Below are 22522 nucleotides of genomic sequence, written 5' to 3' on the forward strand. Positions count from 1 at the left end.
GAGGGCCGGCATGAAAGCCCGAACCGCTCCCAAGCCCGCCAGCGAATCCCGCGTCGAGATGACCGAGATCATTCTCCCGGAGGACACGAACCAGTACGGTCACGCCTGGGGGGGACGCGTCATGACTCTGATCGACAAGGCGGCGGCCATCGCAGCCACGCGGCACTGCCGCACCAACGTCGTCACGGCGTCCGTCGACTCGCTGGTGTTCCGCATCCCGGTGAAGCTCGGCCACATCCTCAAACTGTTCGCCTCGGCCAATGCCGCCTTTCGCACCTCGATGGAGGTCGGCGTGAAGGTCGTTTCCGAGGATCCGTTGTCGGGGCTGCAGGCGCACTGCTGCAGCGCCTATGTCACGATGGTGGCGCTCGACGCCACCGGGCGACCCGCCTTGGTTCCGGCCCTCCTGCCCAAAACACCGGAGGATCGACGGCGGCAGCGCGAGGCCCTGCAACGGCGCCGGGCCCGTCTCCGGATTCGCGCGCGCAAGGAGCGCCGCCCCTCCCGCGCGCGTTAGGGGCGTGTCCGAGTCTGGCCCGGGCGATCGAGATCCGCGAGCAGGGCTTCTTCGGCCCGGCCATGGTCGGGCACGAGGAGCTCGAGTACGGCGGCATCGTCAACACCCTGAAGGATCTCGACGGTCCCTTCAAGGTCCGCCAGGAGGCGCGCGTCAAGTCCTGACGGGCGTCCTTTCCGCCCCGTCGCTCCGCGTTCCAGGCCCGGCCCTCTCCCTGCCCGGCTTGTTTGCTTCCCGCCTGTCCGCGACCCATATTCGGTGGAGCGGCAAAGCGGAGGGGGGAACTTGCCTCGCCAGACGGTGCGCCTCGAGATCGCTCTCCCCGACGGCTCCTCCAGGACCGTGCCCCTCGATCACACACCGTTCAGCATCGGCTCCGCGCCGTCGTCGCGGCTGGCCCTCGCCCTGCCCGGCGTCGCGGAACATCACGCCCAGATCGTCGTTCTCGGAGGGGCGTACCACCTGGTCCCCGGCGCGTCGGGCGCTCCCCTTTCCGTCGACGGCCTGCCGGTGCCCGCGGACGGTGTCACGCTGGCCCACGGCGCGCGCGTCGTCCTGGGGAGCGCGAACCCCTGCACCGTCCGATTCCTGGTCGAGGGGTCTCCCGTCTCGGACCGCGAAGACCGGCTGGTGACCCTGATGGAGGTCGCCCGCACGATCACCTCGTCTCTCGCTCTCGAGGACGTGCTCGATCGTGTCCTGGAAGGTGCTTTGCGCTTCTCCGGGGCGGAGCGCGGCTACCTCTTCCTCAAGGAAGGAGGACGCCTCGACCGCTGGCACCGCGGACCCTCCGGGGTTGACGACGTCCAGGTCAGCCTGTCGGTCCTCGAAGAGGTCGCGGCCACGGGCAAGCCGGTCTACCGCGACGTGGCGTCCGGGGAGCCCGGACAGCTCACCACCGACAGCATCGTGCGGCTGCGCCTGCAGGCGATCCTGTGCCTTCCCCTGTCGGTCCGGCAGGATGTCATCGGAGTCGTCTATCTCGACAGCCGCAGGCGCCTGCCGCACCACAAGCCCGACCTGCCGCTCCTCGAGGCCCTGGCCGGTCTCGCGGCCGTCTCCATCCAGAACAGCCGCCTGGTCGAGGAGCGGCTGCGCGCCGAGCGGACCCAGGTGATCGGGCAGGTCGCGCGCGCGGTGGTGCACGACCTGCGCAGCCCGCTCTCGTCCATCCGCGGCCTGGCGGAGCTGCTGCACGAGCGTGCCCCGCAGGAGGATCCCTCACGTCCCCACCTGGCCACAATCATGGCCGAGGCGGATCGTCTGACGGGGCTCACCGGCGATCTGCTGCAGTTCTCGCGTGAGGCCCCGCCCCTCCTCCGGTCGCCGGCGCGTCTTGCGGACCTCGTGCGGCAGACACTCAAGCCGCTGCAGCCCCGCCTGCAGCGCGCCAACGTGAGCCTGTCGCTCGGTCTCGACGAGGAGGCGCGCGCCTCCCTCGACGGACCGCGCATGCTGCGCGTCCTGCACAATCTCATCGCCAACTCGCTCGACTCCATGCGCGGCGGCGGTCTGCTGGACATCCGCTGCCGGCGCGTCAACGGCACCTCGGAGCTCAGCGTGCGCGACAGCGGCTGCGGCATGAGCGAGGAGGTGCGCCGCCGGGTGTTCGAGCCCTTCTTCACTCACGGCAAGGCGCAGGGCACGGGGCTCGGAATGGCCATCGTGCAGAAGATCATCGCGGAGCACGGCGGCACGATCCAGGTGGACAGCGCTCCCGGAAAGGGCACGACGGTCACCGTGGGTCTGCCCGCGGCCGCGAACGCCGCCGTGGAGCGCGCTGCATCCCCCGGGGGCACCTCCTAGCTCAGTCCTCTTCCTTCAGCGTCAGGGTGAACTGCCCGTGGCGAAGCGCCGCGTCGGCCTCGAACTCGAGGCGCGTCCTCGCCGGGAAGGCTTCGGGATCGATGAGACCGGGACGCTTCTCCTCGAGAAACGAGGCGACCTCCGGGTGGACGCGCGCCACGACGCGCGTCGCGGCCTCGAGCCGCCCCAGCCGGCGGACCTCGCGCAGGATTTCGTAGACGATCGTCTCGGGCGATTTGAGCCGGCCGGATCCGGAGCAGGTGGGACAGGGCAGGCAGAGAAGCCGTTCCAGGCTGCGCTTCGTACGCTGGCGCGTGATCTCGACCAGACCGAACTCACTGATCTGCAGGACGCGGGACTTCGCACGGTCCCTGCGCATCTCCGACTGCAGGGCGAGCAGGACCTCGTCCTTGCTGGCCTGCGTCTCCATGTCGATGAAATCGATCACGATGATCCCGCCCAGGTCGCGCAACCGGATCTGTCGGACGATCTCCACGGCCGCCTCGAGGTTGGTCCGGAGGATCGTCTCCTCCAGGCGCCGCGTGCCGGTGTATTTCCCGGTGTTCACGTCGACGGCCACCAGGGCCTCGGTCGACTGGATCACGATCGACCCGCCCGATTTCAGCCAGACGCGGGATCGCAGGGCGCGCTCGAGATGATGCTGCACGCCGCGCGCCTCGAACAGGGGCTCCGGACCCGCGTGGCCATGGATCCTGGAACCCAGCGCGGGCTCGATCCGTGAGACCAGCTCCTGCACTTCCCTGAGGGCCGCATCCCCCTCGACCACGATCCGCTGCACGTCCTCTCCCAGGACATCGCGCAGGACCTTGGTCACGGCCGAGGACTCCTGGTGCAGCAGGGACGGGGACTGCGCCCCCTCCGCGCGGCGGCGCACGTCGTCCCAGGTCGCGGCGAGTGTCAGGGCTTCAGGGACAAACTCCCTGGTCGCGCGCCCTTCCCCGGCCGTCCGCACGATGAATCCGCCCGGCAGGCCCAGATCGCGGGCCACGCCCTGAATCAGCCCCTGAAGCCGCTCGCGCTCGGTCGGATCTTCGATCCTGCGTGAGATTCCATTCTGAGGATGGTTCGGCAGGTACACGAGGAGACGGCCGGGGAACGACACGAGCGACGTGAGACGCGCCCCCTTCTCGGGCACGGGATCCTTGGACACCTGCACCAGGAGCTCCTGGCCCGCCTTCAGGCGATCTTCGATCCGTCCGGGGGCCGGCGGGGCCCCGACCCCGTCGGGCATCGGATTCCCGGCGGGGCCGGTTTCGAGGAGCTCCACGTCTCCTGCCGGCGACTCGAGGTCCTGCATGTGCAGGAATGCGTCGCGGCCGGTGCCGATGTCCACGAAGGCCGCCTGCATTCCCGGCAGCACGTTGCCGACGCGACCCTTGTAGATGTTTCCCGTGATGCCGCGACCGGACGGCCTCTCGACGAACACCTCGGTCAGAACATCGTCCTCGAGCAGCGCGATGCGGGTCTCGGGCGTGGCACAGTCGATCAGGATTTCGCGACGCATTCCGGGCTGTTCAATTGACGAGACGGCGCATCCAGACGTTCAGCACGAGTCCCATTCCGAGCAGAGTGCTCGCAAGCGACGAGCCGCCATAGCTCATCAGCGGCAACGGCACGCCCGTCGTCGGCAGCATGCCCACTACGACGCCGATGTTGAGCAGGGCCTGGCCGGCGAACGTGCAGACCACCCCGATGGCGAGGAAGACCCCGAGGCGGTCGCGGGCCGCACGGGCCGTCGCCAAACACCGGTAGATGATGACGAAGTAGAGCCCGAGCGCCAGCATCGCTCCAATGAAGCCCCGCTCCTCCGCCAGGACCGCGAACACGAAGTCGGTGTGCTGTTCCGGCAGGAACTGCAGCGAACCCTGGGTCCCGGACAGGAACCCCTTGCCGAAAATTCCGCCCGAGCCCACGGCGATGAGCGACTGGATGAGCTGGTAGCCCGAACCCTTCGGGTCCCGGGTCGGTTCGAGAAAGGTCTTGACGCGCTCCTTCTGATACGGCTTGAGGTGACCCCAGACCATGGGGAGGGCCAGCGTGGCGATCAGGGCCAGGATCACGAGCGTGCGCACGCGGATCCCGCCGATGAACACGGCGCCGGCGTAAAGCGGCATGAAGGTGACCGCCGTCCCGAGATCCGGCTGCCGCAGGATCAGGAGGACCGGCAGTCCGATGATGGCGCAGATGGCCGCGAAGTGGAGAACCCCCAGTCCGCGCACGCGCTCGCGGCCCAGGTAGGCCGCCAGCATCAGAATGGTGGAGACTTTGGCGATCTCCGAGGGCTGGAACTGCACCCCTCCGATCCCGAGCCACGACTTGCTGGAGTTGACCACGCGGCCGTAGACGAGAGTCAGCAGGAGAAGCGTCAGACTCAGGCCGTAGAAGGCGGACGCGAACTCCGCCAGGGTGTGGTAGTCGATGAGGACTGCCAGAAGCATGAGGACGATGCCCAGGAGCAGCCAGATCAGCTGGCGGTGGAACGCCCCGGCGCTCGGTGTTCCTGTGGTCGCGGAATAGATCACCACGAGCCCGATCGAGCAGGCCGCCAGGATCGCCAGGAACAGGATCCAGTCGAAATTACTGAGGGACCGCCACGCTGGCAAGCTGCTGCCCTCCCTGGCGCGCGTCGAGCTTCTGGAAGAAACGCTCCAGCACGAGGCGGGCGATCGGCGCCGCCGTCGTCCCGCCGTGCCCGCCGTTCTGCACGAACACCGCCCAGGCGATCTTGGGGTCGTCCTTGGGCGCGAACCCGACGAACCAGGCGTGGTCCCGCTTCTCCTTCGGCAGCTTGTCCGCGTCGACGTCGCGCGACGCCTTGAACACCTGGGCCGTGCCGGTCTTCGCGCAGATGTCGCGGCCCGCGATCTTGGCCCGCCCCCCCGTGCCGTCCTCGTTGACCACGCCCCACATCGCGTCCTTGATCACCTCGAGGGTGCGCGGGCGCATTGGCACGCGTCTTTCGACGTAGTCCTGCCTCTCCTCCTCCTCGACGCCCTCGCGGACCTCGCGCGACAGCAGCAGGTGCGGGCGGTACAGCGTGCCGCCGTTCCCGATGGCGGCCGCGAACCTGGCCATCTGGATCGGCGTCACCTCGATGGCCCCCTGTCCGATCGACACCGAGATGGTCTCCCCGGGGTGCCAGACCGGATCGCGCGGGACCGCCCGCTTCTTCCACTCCGGGTCGGGCACCGTGCCCGCCTCCTCGTGCGGCAGGTCGAGACCGGTCGGCTCCCCGAATCCCAGGAGGTGGGCCCACTTCGAGATGCGGTCGATTCCCATGTCGTTGCCGAGGTGATAAAAATAGATGTTGCAGGACTGGATGATTGCCTCGCGCATCGTCAGGTACCCGTGTCCCCCCTTGCGCACGGCCCAGCATTGATAGACCTTCTCGCCGAAGCGCCAGGACCCCGTGCAGTGATCGCCCCGCGCGGGCGTCGCGACGTTCTCCTCGAGAGCGGCTATCGACATGACCACCTTGAACACCGACCCGGGCGCGAACTTGGAGAGCGACACGCGGTCCTGCAGCGGGTGACGCGGGTCGTTCACCAGCCCTCCCCAGGTATCCTGCGAGAACCGGTGCGCGAACACGTTCGGATCGTAGGCCGGGCGCGAGATCATGGCCATAATCGCACCCGAGTTGGGATCGAGGAACACCGCCGATCCGGCGTCGTCGCCGTAGGCATCCTCGAGCGCGCGCTGCAGGTCGAGATCGATCGACAGACGCATCGCCCGGCCCGGGTTCGGCTTGCGTCCCTCCTCGATCTCCTGGATTTCGCGACCCAGGCTGTTCACGACGACCTGCTTCCAGCCCTTCACGCCCTTCAGATCGCCGTCGTACTGTTTTTCAACGCCCGCCTTCCCGACGATCTCGCCCAGATCGAATTCGCCGGAAGGATCGCTCCGGATCTGATCCTCGCTCACCTCGCCGACGTAGCCGAGCGCGTGGGCCGCGAGCGCGCCGTAGAGATAATTGCGGCGCGACTCGACCTCGACCGACAGCATCGGCAGCTCGAGGCGGCGCGACTCGATGTACGCCGCCTCCGCGAGATCGACGTCCTCCTTCAGGATGACCGGCTCGAACGCCGGGCGCCCGCGATATCGCGCCAGGCGCTCGTTGAGGGTCTTCTCGGGGACGCCGAGGATCTCGGCCAGGCGCGGGAAGAACGCCTTCATGTCGGCGACCTTCTCCCGGTCGAGACGGATGTTGAAGGCGATGCGACTGTTGGCGAGAACCCGGTGCTCGTCGTCCGAGATCACCCCGCGCAGCGGCATGAGGGTCACGCGGCGGAGCCGGTTGTTGTCGGAAAGCCGCTTGTAATAGTCGACCTTGACGACCTGGAGATACCAGAACGCGAACAGGTACAGGACGAGGACAGCGCCGAACAGGACCTGGATCACCTGGATCCGCGTGTTCAGGCGCCGCGCCTCGTAGTAGTCCTGGAACCCTTTGTAGTCCTGCTCGAAGGCCATGGCGTCAGGGGAGCCGCGCGGCGGACCAGAAGAACAGGAGGCCGAGGACGCCGTTTCCCAGGCCCCGCTGAAGGAGTTCGAGCGTCGGGGGGAAGACGAAGCTCCGCCCCATCGCCAGCGACAACCCCAGCTCGGCGACGGGATCGAACACGGTCGCGGCGAACAATATGCCGAACCTCGGGATCGGCTGATTCAGCATGAACAACGAGCCGAAGGAACCCACCAGGTATCCGATGAGGGTCTTCTTGAAGCCGTTCATGCCCAGGACGGATCCGAGGAGGGAGTCCTCCACGAGCCCGGCGCCGATTCCCATGAGCATCGCCCCCGCCGGCGGGCTCGTCAGACCGAAGTACACCACGATGATGAGGAACAGATCGCAGTAGCGCGCCAGCGACGGCGCGTAACGGGACAGGAAGGCCTGCGCCAGGGCGGCGGCGGCGAGCGCCACGACACCGCGCACGATCCTCATCGCGAGGCGCTCCGCTCGGGCGGCCCTTCCGGCTTCAGCATCACCAGGACCTCCTCGAGACGGCGGAAGTCGACCTCGGGCCGGAGCTCCACGAGCTTGGTCAGACCCTCGCCCTCGCCGATCGACGCCACGATTCCGATGGTATACCCCTTCGGATAGATCTGGTCGAGACCGGAGGTGATGATCACGTCCCCGACCTCGATATTCGAGAGTTCGTTCACGTACTCCATGCGGCAGCCGTGTTCCCCCGATCCGACGATCATCCCCTGCACGCGCGTCCTCTGGATGAGACCGGCAACCCCGGAGTTGGGATCGAGGATGGTCTGGATCTTGCTCGTTCCCGGGGCGGCTTCGATGACGCGGCCGACGATGCCGCGCGGGGTGAGGACCGGCATGTTCACGCGCACTCCGTCGTGGCTGCCCCGGTCGAGCGTGACGATGCGCGCGCTGCCGTCGGCCCCGCGCGCGATCACCCTCGCCGCGACCGTGGTCCAGGGCACGCTGTCACGCAGGTCGAGGAGCTCGCGCAGACGCACGACCTCCTGGCGCGATTCCTCCGCCTCCTGCGCCTTCAGCGCCAGCCCGTCGATCTGTTCGCGCAGGTGGCGGTTCTCGCGCTCGACGCCGCGCAGGTTGACATAGGCGCCCCACGTCCCCGAAAGGCCCTGACCGGCCCAGTGCGCCCCCTTGAGAAACGGCGACATCAGGCTCATCACCGCCTCCTCGAGCAGGGAGCGCTGGCCGGCGCTCTTGATACGGGTCGACATGAGGCCGAGATTGAGGGTCAGCAGGACCAGAAGCAGGAGGTACGGCTTGCGCTCGGTGAGGAGATGGGCCATCGACTCAGCCTCCCTGCCGCGTGCTCATGAGGACCGGGAGGAGCGCCGCCCTGTCAGTCGATCGCGATCTTGCGCAGAAGGTTGAAGTCATCCAGCATCTTCCCCGTCCCCAGGACGACCGAGGCCTGGGGGTCGTCGGCCATCGAGACGGGGAGGCCGGTTTCCTCGCGGAGGCGCTTGTCGAGGTTCTTGAGCTGCGAGCCGCCACCGGTCAGGACGATTCCCTTGTCGACGATGTCCGCGGACAGCTCGGGCGGGGTCTGCTCGAGGGCGACGCGCACCGCCTCGATGATGTTGGAAACCGTCTCGGAAAGAGCCTCGCGGATCTCCTCGTCGGAGATCACCAGGGTCTTGGGGATCCCCTCGACCAGATCGCGGCCCTTGATCTCCATCGTCAGCTCCTCGTCCAGCGGGAAGGCCGAGCCGATATTGATTTTGATCTCCTCCGCCGTGCGCTCGCCCACGAGAAGGTTGTACTTGCGCTTGATGTACTGGATGATGTCCTCGTCCATGCGGTTTCCTGCGATGCGCACCGACCGCGAGTAGACGATCCCGGCCATCGAGATCACGGCCACGTCGGTGGTGCCGCCGCCGATATCGACGATCATGTTGCCGGTCGGCTCCGTGACGGGCAGGCCCGCCCCGATCGCCGCCGCCATGGCCTCCTCGACGAGGTACACCTCGGAGGCCTTGGCGCGGTAGGCGCTGTCCTTGACCGCGCGCTTTTCCACCTGGGTGATGTCCGAGGGAACGCAGATCACGATGCGCGGCCGCACCCCCAGGGAGCGGTTGTGCGCCTTCTTGATGAAATAATCGAGCATCTTCTCCGTGTGCTCGAAATCCGCAATGACGCCGTCCTTCATCGGCCGGATGGCGATGATGTTGGCCGGGGTACGGCCAAGCATCTCCTTCGCCTCCTTGCCGACGGCTTCGACTCGCCCGGTTCTCTGGTTGACCGCGATGATCGACGGCTCGCACAGCACGATGCCCTTGCCTTTGGCGTACACCAGCGTGGTGGCGGTCCCGAGGTCGATAGCCAGATCGTTCGAGAACAGACTGAGCACCGACCTTGGACTCCAGGCCATCGTCGCCCCCACCTGCGCCTCCTTTTCGTCTCAGTCCCTGTCAAGGACCGCGGGTTCGTGCAAGATTCCGCGCGACAACATCTTACGAACGGGGCTAATATTAGGGCCCTGCCTGCCCAAAGTCAAATCATTGACTTTGGACCACAACCCCTTCCAACACAGATGCTTACACACAGAAGCGCACACTCTGCACGGGGCGCGATTCAACGGACTGTCCGCACGGCGGCCGGCCGGGGACTTTCGACCTCCGCCAGGGCCACACCGTTCTTGCCGCGGCCCTTCACGAGATACATCGCCTGATCGGCACGCGCCAGCAGGTCGTCCTTGGTGCGTCCGTGGTCGGGGAACGATGCAATGCCGAGGCTGGCGGTGATGCGCACCTCGAGGCCGTACGACGCGAGGAACGTGGTCTCCTCGATCTTCTGACGAATGCGCTCGGCGATGATCGCGGCCCCCTCCGGACCTGTCTGAGGCAGGATCACCGTGAACTCATCGCCGCCGAAGCGCGACACGACATCGATCTCGCGCACCGTCGAGCCGATCACGCGACCGACTTCCACCAGCGTCCGGCTGCCCCAGAGATGGCCGTGCTGGTCGTTCACGTTCTTGAACCCGTCGAGGTCCAGAAAAATCAGCGACACGGGCGTGCGGTACCGCTTGCTGCGTTCCACCTCGCGTCGCAGCGTGGCGTTGAGGTACCTGGAATTGAAGAGCTTCGTCAGATCATCGGTGATCGAGAGCTCCTCCGATCTCTTCAGGAGGAGCGCGTTATCGATCGCGACGGCCGCGGGTTCGAGCAGGAGCGACAGCAGACGCGCGTCCTGGCCGGTGAAGTGCGCCGCCCTCTGGCGGTCCAGCCCGACCAGCACGCCGATGAGCCGTCCGCGGCTCAGGAGCGGCACCGCCAGGACGGATCGGGCCGGGTTCGATTTCGGCAGGTCGGGCATCGAGGCGTCTCCGGGGCCGGCATCGTCCAGTATCACGGGCTGACGTCGCTGCGCCGCGCGGCCGGCCGCCCCTTCACCGATTCCGAGCCGCTTGCCCCGCATGGCGCCCATCCCTTCGCCGCCGGTCCGCTCGACCGTGAGCAGCCCCTGCTCAGGGTCGGCCAGAAGGAACAGCCAGGCCCGCAGCTTGAGGAATTCCCCCACCCTCTCCATGGCCACGTCGATGATGCGGTGGGGATCGAGCTCGCTGCCTGTCAGCCGGACGATGGTGGTGAGACCCCTCATCCTGGAGGATGCGTCGCGCGCCTCCAGCGTCGCGCGGCGGCCGCGCTGCCGCTGGTCGGCCAGCTGCTTCTCCCGGTCGAGCAGGGTTTCTAGCAGGCGCACGTCCAACGTCGGGCCGATCTTCAGGAGTCCGGGATCCGTGTTGCGCGCCGGGCCGGCACCACGGCGCTGGCTGGCTCCGCGGCCGGAACGTTCCAGACGGAAAGGCAGGAGCAGCGCGTTCCGGTCCAGCCGCTTGAGCAGGCGCATCGCCGCCTGCGGCCTGCCGGCGTCGTCCACCTGGTAGAGGATGACATCGATCCGGCCGGCGACCGGCCGCCCCGCCGCGAGGCCCGAGGAGCGCACCACGGTGAAGCGGTCCCTGGCGCGGCGCCAGGCGGGGGGCAGGCCCCCGGATCCGTCGGCCAGGACCACGAGGATCTTCGAGCCGCGGGGCATCGGACAGGCTCCTAGTAGCTCTCGACGTAGACGCTGCGCCGCATCCGCGTGGTGTTGCCGGCGGTGTCCTGCGCAACGAGGTCCACCTGGTTCTGCCCATCCTTCTTCATGCGCACCACCGCGGTGAAGGCTCCGTCGTCGTACACGTCGATCTTCTGACCGTCGATCGACAGGACCGCGCCGGGCTCGGTCCGTCCGTTGATGATGACCAGGTGACCCGAGGGCAGGAAGTCGACGACCTCGAGAGGCGGCGGAGTCGTGTCGTCCGTATGGTGCTCACGCGAGCTCGCCACCTTGAACTTGCGTGTCTCCGAGAAGGGGCTCTCGACGCTCCCCGCGTCGATCGCGGAAACCCGCCAGTAGTAATTGCTCTCCTGCAATCCGGGGATCTCGACGCTCGCCGATCGAATGTCCGACTTGTCGAGGAGGAGCTCGCCGAACAACGCCGTGCGCGCGATCTGCAGGCGGTAGCGCTCGCCACCCGCCACCTTGGCCCAGCGCAGCGTGGTCGTCTCGGTCGAGGGGTCGTCGTGCAGGAACACGCGCTGGTCGGTGGGATCGAGCAGAGACGGCGCCGGCAGCAGCTTGACCCTGCTGACGACCTGCTCGCGGGTGACCTCCATCCGTTCCAGGGGCTTCAGGATGAGGGTCTTGCCGGCGGTCTGGACCTCCGCCGAGCCGCTCTGCACTTCCGTGCGCGTCTTGCGGGTGTCGGCGTCATAGGCCACCTGGAACTCCGATCGATCGACGGCGCGTGCCGTGGTCGACTCGGTCGCCACCTCGTGGAACGATCCCGCCACGTTGGCGCCGGGCATGGTCGCGGACACGCCGCCCCAGTTGAGCTTTTCGCGGACCTTGCGGACCCGGGTCGTGGGGTCCTCGAACAGCTCGCGTATCTCCAGGAGAGAGCCGGGGTTGATCGTGGTGATCGTCCCGTCGAAATAGATGATCTGTGCGGAGCCGTTGCCGGCCGTCTTGATCTGATCGCCGACGCGCAATGCCGTGCTCGCGTTGACGTCGTCCCAGACGAATTGACGGGAGCGCTTGATCTTGACGTCCCCCTCGTACTTGTAGATCTTGGCGGTGAACGATTCCCCCGAGGACCCCTCGAGGATCTTCTGCGAAAATGACTGGGATTGCTGCGCGGCCGCGCGCGCCTCGGCGAAGTCCTTGCGTTCGTAGGACAGGCGGGCCGAGTCGAGGATCTTTCCGGCGCTCTCGATGACCCGCGCGAAGGATGCGTCGGCCGACGCCTGCGCCTCCCGGTACATCCGCTCGGCGCGATTGATCTCCTGGAGCGCCAGCTCTTCCGGCGTCGTGCGGCGCGCAGCGCGCAGGTAGTAGAACACGCCGCCCATGGCCAGGAGCAGCACCAGATACACGACCCCGCGCATGATGCTGCGGTAGGAAATCGTGGCCCAATCGAGGAGGATCGGGGTATTCGGGCGTCCCTGCCCCATGCGTTTGTCCTCAGCTCGCCGCAATGCCTCGCTGGCAACTCTTTGCGGACGCTCGACTTAGATGGTCGAACGGCCATTCCCGGGGCGACCGGGTCCCGGATGCCGACTTAAATATAGGATTGGAGACGCGTTGCGCAAGAAAAGCGACTTGCGGAGGCACCCTTCCCCCGGTAGACTGTGTTCTTCCGCGGACGATGCCGGCCGTTTCCTCAGGGAGCAGTCTCGATGCTGCAGCAGATGCGTGAGCAGTTCCGATACCTGAAGTGGCTTCTTGTCGTCATCATTTTCATGTTCATCTGGTGGGCGTTCGCCACCTGGGGCGGAGGAGCGACGCGGGGACGCCAGGACGTTACGTGGGCCGCCAGGGTCAACGGTGTCGCCATCCCGATCGAGACGTTCCAGCTCGCCGCCCGCCAGCTGGAGGAGAGATACCAGTCCCTCCTCGGCGAGCAGTACGCGCAGCAGCGCTCCATGTTCCGCATCGGCAGACCGGCCATCGACGGGCTGGTGGATGAGGAGCTGATCTACCAGGAGGCCCTGCGCCAGGGGATCTCCGTGACTCCGCAGGAGCTCGTCGAGGCGATCACGCGCGATCCGAACTTCCAGGAGAGCGGCCGGTTCATCGGCCTCGACCGCTATCGCAGTCTGTTCCGCGGCAACCGCATGAGCGTCGAGGACTACGAGAACCAGCTCCGACGCGGGCTCGTGATCGATAAGTTCCGCCATCTGATCGTGGATGCGGTGAACGTGAGCGACGCGGATATCGAGCAGGAGTTCCTGCGGCGCAACGCGAAGGCGACCGTGGAGTACGTCGTCGCCGATCCCGCGAAGACGGTCGCCGGGACGGCGCCGCCGGAATCAGATCTGAAGACCTACTACGAGGAGCACAAGGACCGTTACAAGCAGGGCGAGGGTCGCACCGGCCTGTTCGTCCTGTTCAGTCCCTCGGACACCGCCGCCAAGGAGACCGTGTCGGACGAGGACGTCGCCGCGGCGTACGAGCGCTACAAGAACACCCGCTACGAAGTCGGCGAGCAGCGCTGCGCCGCCCACATCCTCGTCAAGGCGGCCGAACAGGCCGCTCCCGACGCGGTCAAGAAGGCCGAGACGAAAGCCCGTGATGTCCAGAGACGGCTGAAGAAGGGCGAGGATTTCGCGGCCCTGGCGCGCAAGGAGTCCGAGGATTCATCGGCTTCGAATGGCGGTGACCTGGGGTGTTTCCCGCGCGGTCAGATGGTGAAGGAGTTCGAGGACAGCGCCTTCTCCCTCCCGGTCGGCGGTGTGAGCGATCTCGTCCGGTCGCGTTTCGGGTTCCACATCATCAAACTCAAGGAGATCCGGCCGCCGCGCACCACGTCGCTGCAGGAGGCGCGCGAGCCCCTCCGCCAGGAGCTGAAGCTCGAGCGGGCGCGCGGCGAAGTCCTCAAGCGCACCGCCGATTTCGCCCGCGCCGCGGCCGGCGGAAAGCTCGAGGTGGTGGCGAAGTCGCAAGGACTCGCGGTCCAGCAGACCGGCCAGGTGCACGACGGCGATGCCCTGCCCGGCGTGGTCGCGTCCCAGGCCGTCGTCGCAGGCATGCTGGCGCTCCCGCCAGGCGGCGTCAGCGACCCGATCCCGATCCCCGCCGGACAGGTGGTCGTCCAGGTCACCGGCACGGCGCCGCCAGCGGCCATGCCCTTCCAGGAAGTGCGCGCCCGTGTGCTCAAGGACCTCCAGGACGAACACGCCCGTCAGGCCGTGGCCGAGGCCATCCGGTCTGTCGGCCGGTCCGGCGACCTCAAGAGCGTGTCCCGCGTCCTCAAGGTCGAGGTGAAGACACAAGCGGACCTGGCTCGTGGCGCCGGCCTCCCCGGCCTGCCCCCCGACCCTGCGATCGAGAAGCAGATCGGCACGCTGGCCCCCGGAACCCTCGGCGACCCCGTGACGACCTCGGCCGGGATCGTGGTCCTCCGAATCAAGGAACGCAGCGATCACCGCGAAGAATTCGCCTCCCAGAAGGATTCGATCGGCGACGGGCTGCTGCGCCAACGCCAGGATCGGATGTACCGCGCGCTGGTCAAGAGACTGCGCGAGGCCGGCCGCGTCGAGGTCAACGGTTCTCTCGTCGACTCGCTCGATCGCGCCTGACAAGTTCGTCATCCGCCACATTTCCCCCGCGCCGCCGCACGCTCCGGCTTGAACGGCTCCGGCCAGGCCCTATATTGCCCCTATCCGTGAACCAGGGGAGGGTCGAATGGACGCATCGACGTCGGAGAACTCGTTCCGCCGGGGATTGCGCGCCGTGGACCGGGGCGCCCATCTGGAGGCCCTGGCCTATTTCGAGGCGGCGGTGCAGCTCGCGCGCCGCCTGGGCGCGGAAGCCGTCCCCATGAAGTACCTCTCGTATTACGGCTGGTGCCTGGCGATCTGCTCGGACCGTCTGGACGAGGCGCGCGAGTTCTGCGAAGCGGCGGTGCGCAGCGAGTTCTACAACCCCGATGCGTACTGGAACCTGGGCCGCGTCTATCTGAAGACCGGGGACCGGTCTCTCGCCTTCGACACCATCGTGCGGGGGCTCCAGCTCAATCCTCGCCACTCCGGGCTCGTCGGGGTGCTCCGCAGGCTGGGGATCAGGCGCAAGCCGGTCCTCCCGCTCTTCGACCGCAGCCATCCTGTGAACCGGCTCCTCGGACGGCTGCGCCGCAGTCTCTCGCGGGTGGCCCCGAGTTCGCGGGAACGGGTCCAGGCTACTGGACGGTGACGGGCGAGCTGGCGCTGCCGCCGGCCGTTGAGACCACCGTGACACTGCCGGGATTGGCGGTCGGGCCGGAGACGAGACGGTACACCGAGGCCGCGGGGACGTACGTCATGGCGCCGTAACCCACGACCGAGAGGGTCACCGACCCGACCGGGTAGTTGGACGTCGCCTCGACCGTGAGCGTGCTGGTGGAAACGCGGTACGTCGCCAGCCGGATGATGACCGTCTCGACGACGTCGTCGATGACGTTGTTGCAGTCGTCATCGACGCCGTTGAAGATCTCGACAGCCCCGGGATGGATGGACGCGACCGCGTCGTTGCAGTCGCCGCCGCACGACGTGTAGCCGTCCCCGTCCTGGTCGAACCCTTCGTCCACCGTCCCATCGCAATCGTCGTCCCGCGCGTTGCAGACTTCCGTGGTGGGCTGTCCCGCCACGGCGTTGCAGGCCGATGACGTGGGCGAGGTGCAGACGACGGTGCCGGTGCGCAGGCACGCGCCGACTCCGGCGCTGCAGCTGACGTTCGTGCCGAACCCCTCGTCCGTCAGCCCGTCGCAGTCGTCGTCCTTGGCGTTGCAGATTTCGGGCGCCCCGGGATGGATCGCCGCATTCTGGTCATCGCAGTCGACGTCCGCCTTGAAGCCGTCTCCGTCGCCGTCCTGGCAGACGTCCCCCACCCCGTTGTTGTCGGAGTCGTGCTGGTTCGGGTTGGCGAGCACGGGACAGTTGTCGCACCCGTCGCCCCGGCCGTCGCGGTCCTGGTCCGCCTGCGCCGGGTTGGCGATGAGCGGGCAGTTGTCGTTGATGTCGGGGATCAGGTCGAGATCGAAGTCACGGTTCTGGGGCAGGCAGGGCGTGGCCGTCGGGCGCGTGCTTCCGCCGGTGCCGGTGCCGAGAGTCCCCTCGCCGCAGACGTTCCTTGCGGCCTGCAGATAGTAGTAGAACTGCCCGAGGGGTGGGGACTGGGTCTCGTTCAGGCGCACGTTCGCCGCCTCCGAGTACAGGCAGACGCTCTGGAACGCCCAGCCCTGGATCTGGACGAGACCGCGGTAGACGTTGTAGACGTTCGCCTCGGGCACCTGCTCCCAGGCCAGCTGCGTGAGACTCGGGGAGCCCACCACGCTCAGATTGAGCGCCTCGCCCGGGGTGTGCGCCACCGAGTACAGGAGCGGAGCACAATCCGCGGGGTCGAGCACGCCGTCATTGTCGTCATCCGTATCGACGCAGTCCTTCAAACCGTCCCCGTCGGTGTCCGGGAAGCCCTCGTCGACGGACAGGTTGCAATTGTCGTCGATCCCGTTGCAGACCTCCGGCTGGCCCGGGCCGATCAGGGGGTTCGAGTCGTTGCAGTCTCCGCCGCAGGACGTGTAGCCGTCCCCGTCGTTGTCGAATCCTTCGTCGATCACCATGTTGCAGTTGTCGTCGATGCCGTTGCAGATCTCCGTCGCCCCGGGGCGGATCTGCGGGTTGGCGTCGTTGCAGTCGCCGCCGCAGGACGAGTAGCCGTCGCCGTCCGCGTCGAACCCCTCGTCCACGACCCCGTTGCAGTTGTCATCGGCGCTGTTGCAGATCTCCGGCACCCCCGGGTGGATCTGCGCGTTGCCGTCGTTGCAGTCGCCGTTGCACGTCGTGAAGCCGTCGCCATCCCGATCGAACCCCTCGTCGATCGCCTGGTTGCAGTTGTCGTCGATGCCGTTGCAGATCTCCGTCGCCCCCGGATGGACCGCCGCGTTGTTGTCGTTGCAGTCCGTGTCGGTCGTGTAGCCGTCGCCGTCGGCGTCCACGCCGCCCGTGTCGGCCGCGATGCGCAGGTCGTACGACCCGTAGATCCCGAAGTCGCTCGCGTGGACCGACTTCACGTACAGCGTCCCGGTCGCGGCCGGCGTGTAGAGGATCAGCGAGGATGCGTCGCTGGCGCTTCTGTCATCGTTGCTCGCCAGGACCGTCGTGCCGTTCGAGGCGAGAAGAGTCAGCGACGTGTTCGCATCGCTCAGAAGATTCAGCGTCTCGACGACGTACGGAGTGCCGGCCACGGCCGGGAATGCAAACAGATCCGTGTCGGGCTCGCCGAGGAGGTCGTTGTTGCGATCGGCGAAGAAGGTGTTGTGCAGGAGCGTATTTCCGGGCGATACCGTCCGCGCCTCGGCGATCGTGTCGTTCGACTCGAACCCGTCCGTGAAATACTCCACGCCCAGCTCGCGGAAGATGCTCTTCATTTCGGCGAAGTGCCCGTTGTTCACGCTGGGATGGAACCAGCCGTCCCAGAAATCCTCCAGGCTGACGTTGGTGGCGGTCGGAAGGTAGATGCTCATCGCCTTCCAGTACAGCGCGTCCTGTCCCGACAGGAGGTCCCACGACTCCTCCGTGCCGGGGGATTCATCCTGGGTCGTGGCGCCGTCCACGATGTCCCAGAGTCCCGTGTACACGGTCGTTTCGCTCGTGGACCCGCGGCAGACGAAGGGAAGCTGGGTCTCGGCATCGAAGTAGAACTGGAGATTTCCGGGGCCGGGGAGCCCGGTCGTGCGCACGTACAGGCTCGCGTGCGGCAGGCCGGCGAAGCGGCGGGCCGAGAGTCCGAAGAAGGACGCGTGCCCCTCGTCCCACGCCAGCATGATGTTCTGGTTGCAGTCGCTGAGATGGTGCTCGCCGCCGGGGTTGTCGCTCTTGGCGAAGTTGTAGGAGACGTAGTGCCCCATTTCATGCATCACGACCGTGTCGTCGTAGCCCGCGTTCCGCGCCTGCGTGATGGTGTTGTTGTTCGGGTTGAAGCTCGAGAGGTTCGGATTGAAGGCGTTGAACACCACGATCAGGAGCGGATAGGTGCCGGTGCCGCGCAACGACAGGAGGTAATCGCTCCCGAGCTCGGTCGCGGCGAGGAGATTGAACGGCTCGCCGCCGGCCCCTTGCACCGCGGCCAGCGTCCCGATGAAGAGGTCCTGATTCGGTGTATGACCGGTGAAAGTCTGCGAACGGATGGACCAGATGTCCCCGGACTGGTTGCCGGAGCGGATATCGATCGGCACGGCGGTCGTGGACTGGCGTCGGGCGAGGCAGCGCACGTAGATGTCCCGCGTCCGGTTGTCAATCACGTGGAACACGAAGTTCCCCGTGCTGTCGGTCACTCCGCTCCCGACGATCTTGGTCCCCTCCACGACTTCGACGCTCGCGAAACGGATCGGCTGCTGCGGCTCCACGCCTGTGAAGCCGTTGATGTCGAACTCCCTGTCGACGTAGACGAAGCGGCCGCTGACGTTGTAGTCGGCCAGGGCGGGGACGCACGACCAGGCGAGGAGTGCCAGTCCCAGGAGAGCGCGCTTCACGGTTGCGGCTCGCCGACCGGGACACCCATCCATTCATAGGCCCCGGCATGGTGCCTGCCCTGGGGGGCGGAAGCGCCGCTCCTCCAGATGATTCCCTGCTCGGTGTGGAACAGCCTCCCGTCGGGGAGCCGGAAGGAGGCCTCGAGCCTGATCGGGAAAGCGCCGGCGCGCTTCGACTGGATGGGGATGCTGTATGTCCGGTTCTCCCCGGCGCGCAACGAGCCCGGCGGGCCGCTCTCGATTGCCCCGGAATCGGCGCTGAGCGCCTCCGGCACGACCAGCGACAGGTTGACGTCCTGGAGATCCCCCGAAGCCCCCAGAGTCGCCTCCAGCCGCGGCGGAAGGCCGCGACCCGGATCCCCGGGGATCGCCTGCAGGTCGAGCGTCAGCGGGAGGGTCGGCTCGATGGTGGAGTGCGTGGCGGAATACGGGCGGGAGGACGCCGGGCGGAGCCAGAAGGCTGCCACCACGAGGACCACAGGAAGCGCCACGACCAGAAATCGCGGTGTCCTGCGCACCAAACAGCCCCCCCTCCGCGCGGGCCTTGAATGATGGGCGATGATGAACGGGCGGTGTGCGACGCCTCACCCTAAGTACGGTGGCTGCTGCACAAAGTCAAGAACAAATGAGGTTTCAGGTGACGTTCCGGCCATGAGGCCCTTGACTCGGACCGCGTTCACCGTAAACTCTGGGTGCTCCAGGAGCCTGGTGAAGCCGATGAAAATCCTGCGCTTTCCCGTCCGGCAGTCTGCGGTGCGGGACATCCCCGGTCGGATCGCCTCGCTCGAGATCCTGCTGTCGGAATGCAGGAGCCGCCAGTCTCGTTTTCACGAGGATGGACGACGCCTGAGACAATCACTCGAAAGGCTTGCGGTCCTGGCGCGGAACATGGTGCGGGACAGCGAGACCCTGAAGCGCTCCGCCGGCCGGCTGCGCGCCTGCCGTCCCCGAATCGCGCCGAAGTCCCCCCCCGTCTGAGCGCGACCTCGATGGCCGGACCGATCTATGCGGATCATGCCTCGACGACGCCCGTGTCCGCCGAAGTGCTCGAGGCGATGTTGCCCTACCTGGGTGAGCGATTCGGGAACGCCTCCAGTCTCTACGCGCGCGGCCAGCGGGCCCGCGAGGCGGTCGAGCGGGCGCGCGCATCGGTCGCCCTCCTCCTGAAGGTCGCCTCGGACGAAGTGCTGTTCACCTCCTCGGCCAGCGAGTCGAACAACCTCGCCTTGAAGGGGATCGCCCAGTCGGCGGGGCGCGGGGGGAAAACGATTCTGGCGGCCGCCACCGAGCACATCTCCGTCCTGCACCCACTGCGCACCCTGGAACGCCAGGGCTTTCGCGTACGGCTGCTCCCGGTGGACCACCACGGGCTTCTGGACCCCGACGACCTGCGACGTGCCCTGGATGACGAGACGCTGATCGTCAGCGTGGCGCACGCGAGCGCCGAGATCGGCACGCTTCAGCCGCTCTCCGACCTCTGCCGCGTGGCGCACGCCGGCGGGGTGCCCCTGCACTGCGACGCGACCTTGACCGCCGGGGCCCTGCCCTGGCCGGAGGCACCCGACGCTCCGGACCTGGTCACGGTATCGGCGCACCTGCTGTACGGGCCGCAGGGGATAGCCGCCCTGCGCGTCCGCGAGGGTATCCGGCTGGCGCCGCTCGTCGAGGGAGGAACGCAGGAGGGAGGAATGCGGGCCGGCACGGAGGCGCTCGCCGCGGTGGCGGGGTTCGGCGCCGCCGCCCGCCTGGCCCTGTCGGAGATGGACGGTCGCAGCCGCCGGGCCGCTTCCCTCGCGACGCGCCTGCGACGCGCCCTGGCCGGCAGGCTCGATGGACTCGAGGCGACGGGACATCCGGAGCGCCGGATTCCCGGGCACGTCAGCCTGTGTGTCCGGGGGGTCGAGGCGGAGGCGATGGTGCAGGCCCTCGATTCGGAGGGGATCGAGGCGGGCAGCGGCTCCGCCTGCACGACTGCGGTCCACAAGCCTTCCCATGTCCTGGAAGCGATCGGAATGGATCCCGTGACGGCACGCGGCGCCCTGACGTTTTCATTCGGCGAAACGAACCGCGAGACCGACCCCGACCGCGTTGCGGCGGCTCTTGTCCGGGTGGCCGAACGACTCCGGGCGCTGAGCCCGTTGCCTGGGAAATCTTGAGGGTCAGTCGAGGGGGTCGAAAACCAGGCCTGTCAGGACCTTCGGGAAGAAATACGTCGACTTCTGCGGCAACCTGAGCCCGGCTCGGGTCACCTCGATGACCTGCTGGATGCGCGTCGAATTCATCAGGACGCCGATCTGGGCGCGGCCCATCGCCACACTCTCGAACACCGCACCCTGGTCTTTCACGTACTCCAGATGGGCCTGGCGCGCCTGGGCCTCGGGCGTGATCCCGAGGATCCCCTCCAGCAGCAGGTGGTGAAGGAGGACGACGTCGAGCCGGCGCAACGGTTCCGGGATCGGCGCGAGCTCCTTTCGCCCGAGCCCCTCCCCCTCGCTCCATTCCAGGAGCCAATACGAGTCGTCCGGGAGGACGAGCCCGAACACACCCGGGTGGGCCGACCTCGACGACACCTTCACCCGGAGCTCGTTGGCCGTCCGCACGCGCTCGAGCCGGAACAGAGGCGCCAGGCGCGCACGGAATCCCGCCTCATCGAATCCCGGCAGGGAATGCACCAGGCGGTGGATCGGGTAGATCGCGAGACCGCTGTCCTCGAGGCTGCAGAGGAACGCCAGGACGTGCTCGGCGTCCCGGAGTCCGCGGGCGCGCCGCTCGTCGCGGTAGGCCAGGGCCGATTCGTACCGATGGTGACCATCCGCGATGAGGGCCCACTGATCGCGCAGGCGGCGGGTGATGAACTCGACGCGCTCCCGGTCGCCGACCCGGACCACGCGACTGAGCGTGCCGTCGTCGTCGCGGGCCTGCAGGAACGTCTCGCCGCCCATCGCCTTCGCGACCGTGCCCGACACGTCTCCCCCTGGATCCGAATGCAGGAGGAAGACCGCGCTCAGGTGCGTCCGGCTGGCGGCGAGCAGTCGTCCGCGGTCGACGCGCGGCCCTTCCAGAGTGCGCTCGTGGGGCAGGATCGATCCGGATCCGAACGGTTCCAGGGTCAGACGGGCGAAGAACCCGCGGCGCGTGGCCACGCCGCCCGACGGAGGGCTGTAACTCTGCTCGCAGACATACAACGCGGCCTGCGTGTCGCGCACCAGGACTTCGTCGTGGATCCACTGATAGAGGAGCCGCGCCGCGCCGGCGTAGGGTTCGTCCCCGGCCGACGGCCGGGGCAGATCGACGTGCACGACGTTTTCGTCGTGACGGGCCAGGAGGCGGGCGCGCTGCTCCTCGGTGAGTACGTCGTAGGGCGGCGCCACCAGCCGGTCCAGGATCGGGCGCAGACGCGGCGCGTAGGTGAGGGCGCGGAACGGGAGGACGGCGGGCATCGAGGACCGGATCAGAGGTGCTCGAGGCTCATGCGAACCTCGAATTTGTGAATGAAGTCGGCTTCGATTGAGCCGGTCGATCGTCGGTCGGCGAGAACCCACACATTCTTGACCCGGTCGAACCCCGTAACGAGGATGCGCGCGCGCATCCTGAGCACGCTCCCCTCCTTGCCCTGCGCCACCACGCCCTCGAGCGATACCTTCCCTGCCTTCATCTTGAGCAGCTGCATGACGTGATAGCTCCCGCTCAGACGCGGCGGGGCCTCGGCCACCTGGAGCTCGAAATCGGCCTGTTTGAAATCGACGAAGGAGCTCTTGACGGTTTGACTCTTCTCGTCGACCTCCTCCGGCGGGTAACCCTCGGCGGCCAGGGCCTCGAGAAGACCCTTGAAGAGCCTGGCCGGCCGGATCTTGTAGACGCGAACCAGGTAGGAGGACTCCGCCTCGGGCGGCACAGGCGCCGGGCTGTCCTCGCCGGTCGACTGCCCTTCCCCGGGGGCGTCCGCCGGGGGGGTCACCGCGGGGGAGGGGCTGCTCCCGTCCTGCGCGCGTGGGGCGGCGTCAGCCGACCAGGCGCCTGACAGGACACACAGAATCGCCCCCAGGACGAGGGCGGACATCTCCCGGGCGGTCGGCGCACGCCGGTGAAATCTCGTCGGTACGCACGCGGGCATGGAGCGGAAAGTATA

18 protein-coding genes are annotated in these 22522 nt (G+C 67.5%); 6 read left to right on the forward strand and 12 right to left on the reverse strand.

The window, feature by feature from the left end; translation table 11 throughout:
* The first annotated feature begins 10 nt into the window (after positions 1-10).
* Entirely contained in the window at positions 11-517 is a 507-nt protein-coding gene (locus tag VEW47_02850; GenBank protein HYS04108.1) for an acyl-CoA thioesterase, read from the forward strand.
* A gap of 285 nt (positions 518-802) precedes the next feature.
* On the forward strand, positions 803-2323 hold the full coding sequence (locus tag VEW47_02855; protein ID HYS04109.1) for an ATP-binding protein: 1521 nt from the start codon (positions 803-805) through the stop codon (positions 2321-2323).
* A gap of 1 nt (position 2324) precedes the next feature.
* On the opposite strand, the gene VEW47_02860 is transcribed toward VEW47_02855, so the two are convergent.
* From VEW47_02860 to VEW47_02895, 8 genes are all read right to left on the reverse strand, one after another.
* Positions 2325-3848, reverse strand: a complete 1524-nt coding sequence (locus VEW47_02860; GenBank protein ID HYS04110.1) for an Rne/Rng family ribonuclease — start codon at positions 3846-3848, stop codon at positions 2325-2327.
* A 10-nt stretch (positions 3849-3858) separates the two neighbouring features.
* The gene (gene rodA, locus VEW47_02865) at positions 3859-4947 is read right to left on the reverse strand and encodes a rod shape-determining protein RodA (protein ID HYS04111.1); all 1089 of its coding nucleotides are present in this window, start codon (positions 4945-4947) and stop codon (positions 3859-3861) included.
* On the reverse strand, positions 4922-6814 hold the full coding sequence (mrdA, locus tag VEW47_02870; protein ID HYS04112.1) for a penicillin-binding protein 2: 1893 nt from the start codon (positions 6812-6814) through the stop codon (positions 4922-4924). The genes rodA and mrdA overlap by 26 nt, the downstream gene beginning before the upstream one ends.
* A 4-nt stretch (positions 6815-6818) precedes the next feature.
* Positions 6819-7283, reverse strand: a complete 465-nt coding sequence (gene mreD / locus VEW47_02875) for a rod shape-determining protein MreD (protein ID HYS04113.1) — start codon at positions 7281-7283, stop codon at positions 6819-6821.
* Positions 7280-8122 carry a rod shape-determining protein MreC gene (mreC, locus tag VEW47_02880; GenBank protein HYS04114.1) on the reverse strand — a complete coding sequence of 281 codons (843 nt, stop codon included), beginning with the start codon at positions 8120-8122 and terminating at the stop codon, positions 7280-7282. The genes mreD and mreC overlap by 4 nt, the downstream gene beginning before the upstream one ends.
* 53 nt (positions 8123-8175) lie before the next feature.
* Entirely contained in the window at positions 8176-9207 is a 1032-nt protein-coding gene (locus tag VEW47_02885) for a rod shape-determining protein (protein HYS04115.1), read from the reverse strand.
* A gap of 203 nt (positions 9208-9410) precedes the next feature.
* Positions 9411-10877: a sensor domain-containing diguanylate cyclase gene (locus VEW47_02890; protein HYS04116.1), complete on the reverse strand. Its 1467-nt coding sequence runs from the start codon at positions 10875-10877 to the stop codon at positions 9411-9413.
* Between the two features lie 11 nt (positions 10878-10888).
* Complete coding sequence (locus tag VEW47_02895; GenBank protein HYS04117.1) at positions 10889-12337, reverse strand: FecR domain-containing protein; 1449 nt, start codon at positions 12335-12337, stop codon at positions 10889-10891.
* Between the two features lie 225 nt (positions 12338-12562).
* Here VEW47_02895 and VEW47_02900 point away from each other — a divergent pair, with 225 nt between their 5' ends.
* Positions 12563-14464, forward strand: coding sequence for a peptidyl-prolyl cis-trans isomerase (locus VEW47_02900; protein ID HYS04118.1), 1902 nt, complete (start codon positions 12563-12565; stop codon positions 14462-14464).
* A 106-nt stretch (positions 14465-14570) separates the two neighbouring features.
* Positions 14571-15077 carry a tetratricopeptide repeat protein gene (locus VEW47_02905; protein ID HYS04119.1) on the forward strand — a complete coding sequence of 169 codons (507 nt, stop codon included), beginning with the start codon at positions 14571-14573 and terminating at the stop codon, positions 15075-15077.
* On the opposite strand, the gene VEW47_02910 is transcribed toward VEW47_02905, so the two are convergent.
* Together VEW47_02910 and VEW47_02915 are read right to left on the reverse strand one after the other, a co-directional pair.
* Complete coding sequence (locus VEW47_02910; protein ID HYS04120.1) at positions 15064-18393, reverse strand: MopE-related protein; 3330 nt, start codon at positions 18391-18393, stop codon at positions 15064-15066. The two genes, VEW47_02905 and VEW47_02910, sit on opposite strands and share 14 nt — an antisense overlap.
* The gene (locus VEW47_02915; protein HYS04121.1) at positions 18390-18911 is read right to left on the reverse strand and encodes a hypothetical protein; all 522 of its coding nucleotides are present in this window, start codon (positions 18909-18911) and stop codon (positions 18390-18392) included. The genes VEW47_02910 and VEW47_02915 overlap by 4 nt, the downstream gene beginning before the upstream one ends.
* Before the next feature lie 190 nt (positions 18912-19101).
* Between VEW47_02915 and VEW47_02920 the strand changes: the two genes are divergently transcribed.
* Entirely contained in the window at positions 19102-19371 is a 270-nt protein-coding gene (locus VEW47_02920) for a hypothetical protein (GenBank protein ID HYS04122.1), read from the forward strand.
* Positions 19372-19382: 11 nt separating this feature from the next.
* Complete coding sequence (locus VEW47_02925; GenBank protein ID HYS04123.1) at positions 19383-20549, forward strand: cysteine desulfurase family protein; 1167 nt, start codon at positions 19383-19385, stop codon at positions 20547-20549.
* Positions 20550-20552: 3 nt separating this feature from the next.
* Here the strand turns inward: VEW47_02925 and VEW47_02930 are convergent, their stop codons facing one another.
* The gene (locus VEW47_02930; GenBank protein HYS04124.1) at positions 20553-21833 is read right to left on the reverse strand and encodes a DUF1015 domain-containing protein; all 1281 of its coding nucleotides are present in this window, start codon (positions 21831-21833) and stop codon (positions 20553-20555) included.
* Between the two features lie 11 nt (positions 21834-21844).
* Positions 21845-22453, reverse strand: coding sequence for a hypothetical protein (locus VEW47_02935; protein ID HYS04125.1), 609 nt, complete (start codon positions 22451-22453; stop codon positions 21845-21847).
* Between the last annotated feature and the right edge of the window lie 69 nt (positions 22454-22522).

Source organism: Candidatus Dormiibacterota bacterium (assembly GCA_035635555.1).
GTDB lineage: Bacteria > Acidobacteriota > Polarisedimenticolia > Gp22-AA2 > Gp22-AA2 > Gp22-AA3.

What these genes read in the sequence shown, in the direction of transcription:
- VEW47_02850 (HYS04108.1), top strand. Translation starts at nt 11, where the DNA reads ATGAAAGCCCGAACCGCTCCCAAGCCCGCCAGCGAATCCCGCGTCGAG.
- VEW47_02860 (HYS04110.1), bottom strand. Translation starts at nt 3,848, where the DNA reads ATGCGTCGCGAAATCCTGATCGACTGTGCCACGCCCGAGACCCGCATC.
- mrdA (HYS04112.1), bottom strand. Translation starts at nt 6,814, where the DNA reads ATGGCCTTCGAGCAGGACTACAAAGGGTTCCAGGACTACTACGAGGCG.
- mreD (HYS04113.1), bottom strand. Translation starts at nt 7,283, where the DNA reads ATGAGGATCGTGCGCGGTGTCGTGGCGCTCGCCGCCGCCGCCCTGGCG.
- mreC (HYS04114.1), bottom strand. Translation starts at nt 8,122, where the DNA reads ATGGCCCATCTCCTCACCGAGCGCAAGCCGTACCTCCTGCTTCTGGTC.
- VEW47_02885 (HYS04115.1), bottom strand. Translation starts at nt 9,207, where the DNA reads ATGGCCTGGAGTCCAAGGTCGGTGCTCAGTCTGTTCTCGAACGATCTG.
- VEW47_02890 (HYS04116.1), bottom strand. Translation starts at nt 10,877, where the DNA reads ATGCCCCGCGGCTCGAAGATCCTCGTGGTCCTGGCCGACGGATCCGGG.
- VEW47_02895 (HYS04117.1), bottom strand. Translation starts at nt 12,337, where the DNA reads ATGGGGCAGGGACGCCCGAATACCCCGATCCTCCTCGATTGGGCCACG.
- VEW47_02900 (HYS04118.1), top strand. Translation starts at nt 12,563, where the DNA reads ATGCTGCAGCAGATGCGTGAGCAGTTCCGATACCTGAAGTGGCTTCTT.
- VEW47_02905 (HYS04119.1), top strand. Translation starts at nt 14,571, where the DNA reads ATGGACGCATCGACGTCGGAGAACTCGTTCCGCCGGGGATTGCGCGCC.
- VEW47_02925 (HYS04123.1), top strand. Translation starts at nt 19,383, where the DNA reads ATGGCCGGACCGATCTATGCGGATCATGCCTCGACGACGCCCGTGTCC.
- VEW47_02930 (HYS04124.1), bottom strand. Translation starts at nt 21,833, where the DNA reads ATGCCCGCCGTCCTCCCGTTCCGCGCCCTCACCTACGCGCCGCGTCTG.
- VEW47_02935 (HYS04125.1), bottom strand. Translation starts at nt 22,453, where the DNA reads ATGTCCGCCCTCGTCCTGGGGGCGATTCTGTGTGTCCTGTCAGGCGCC.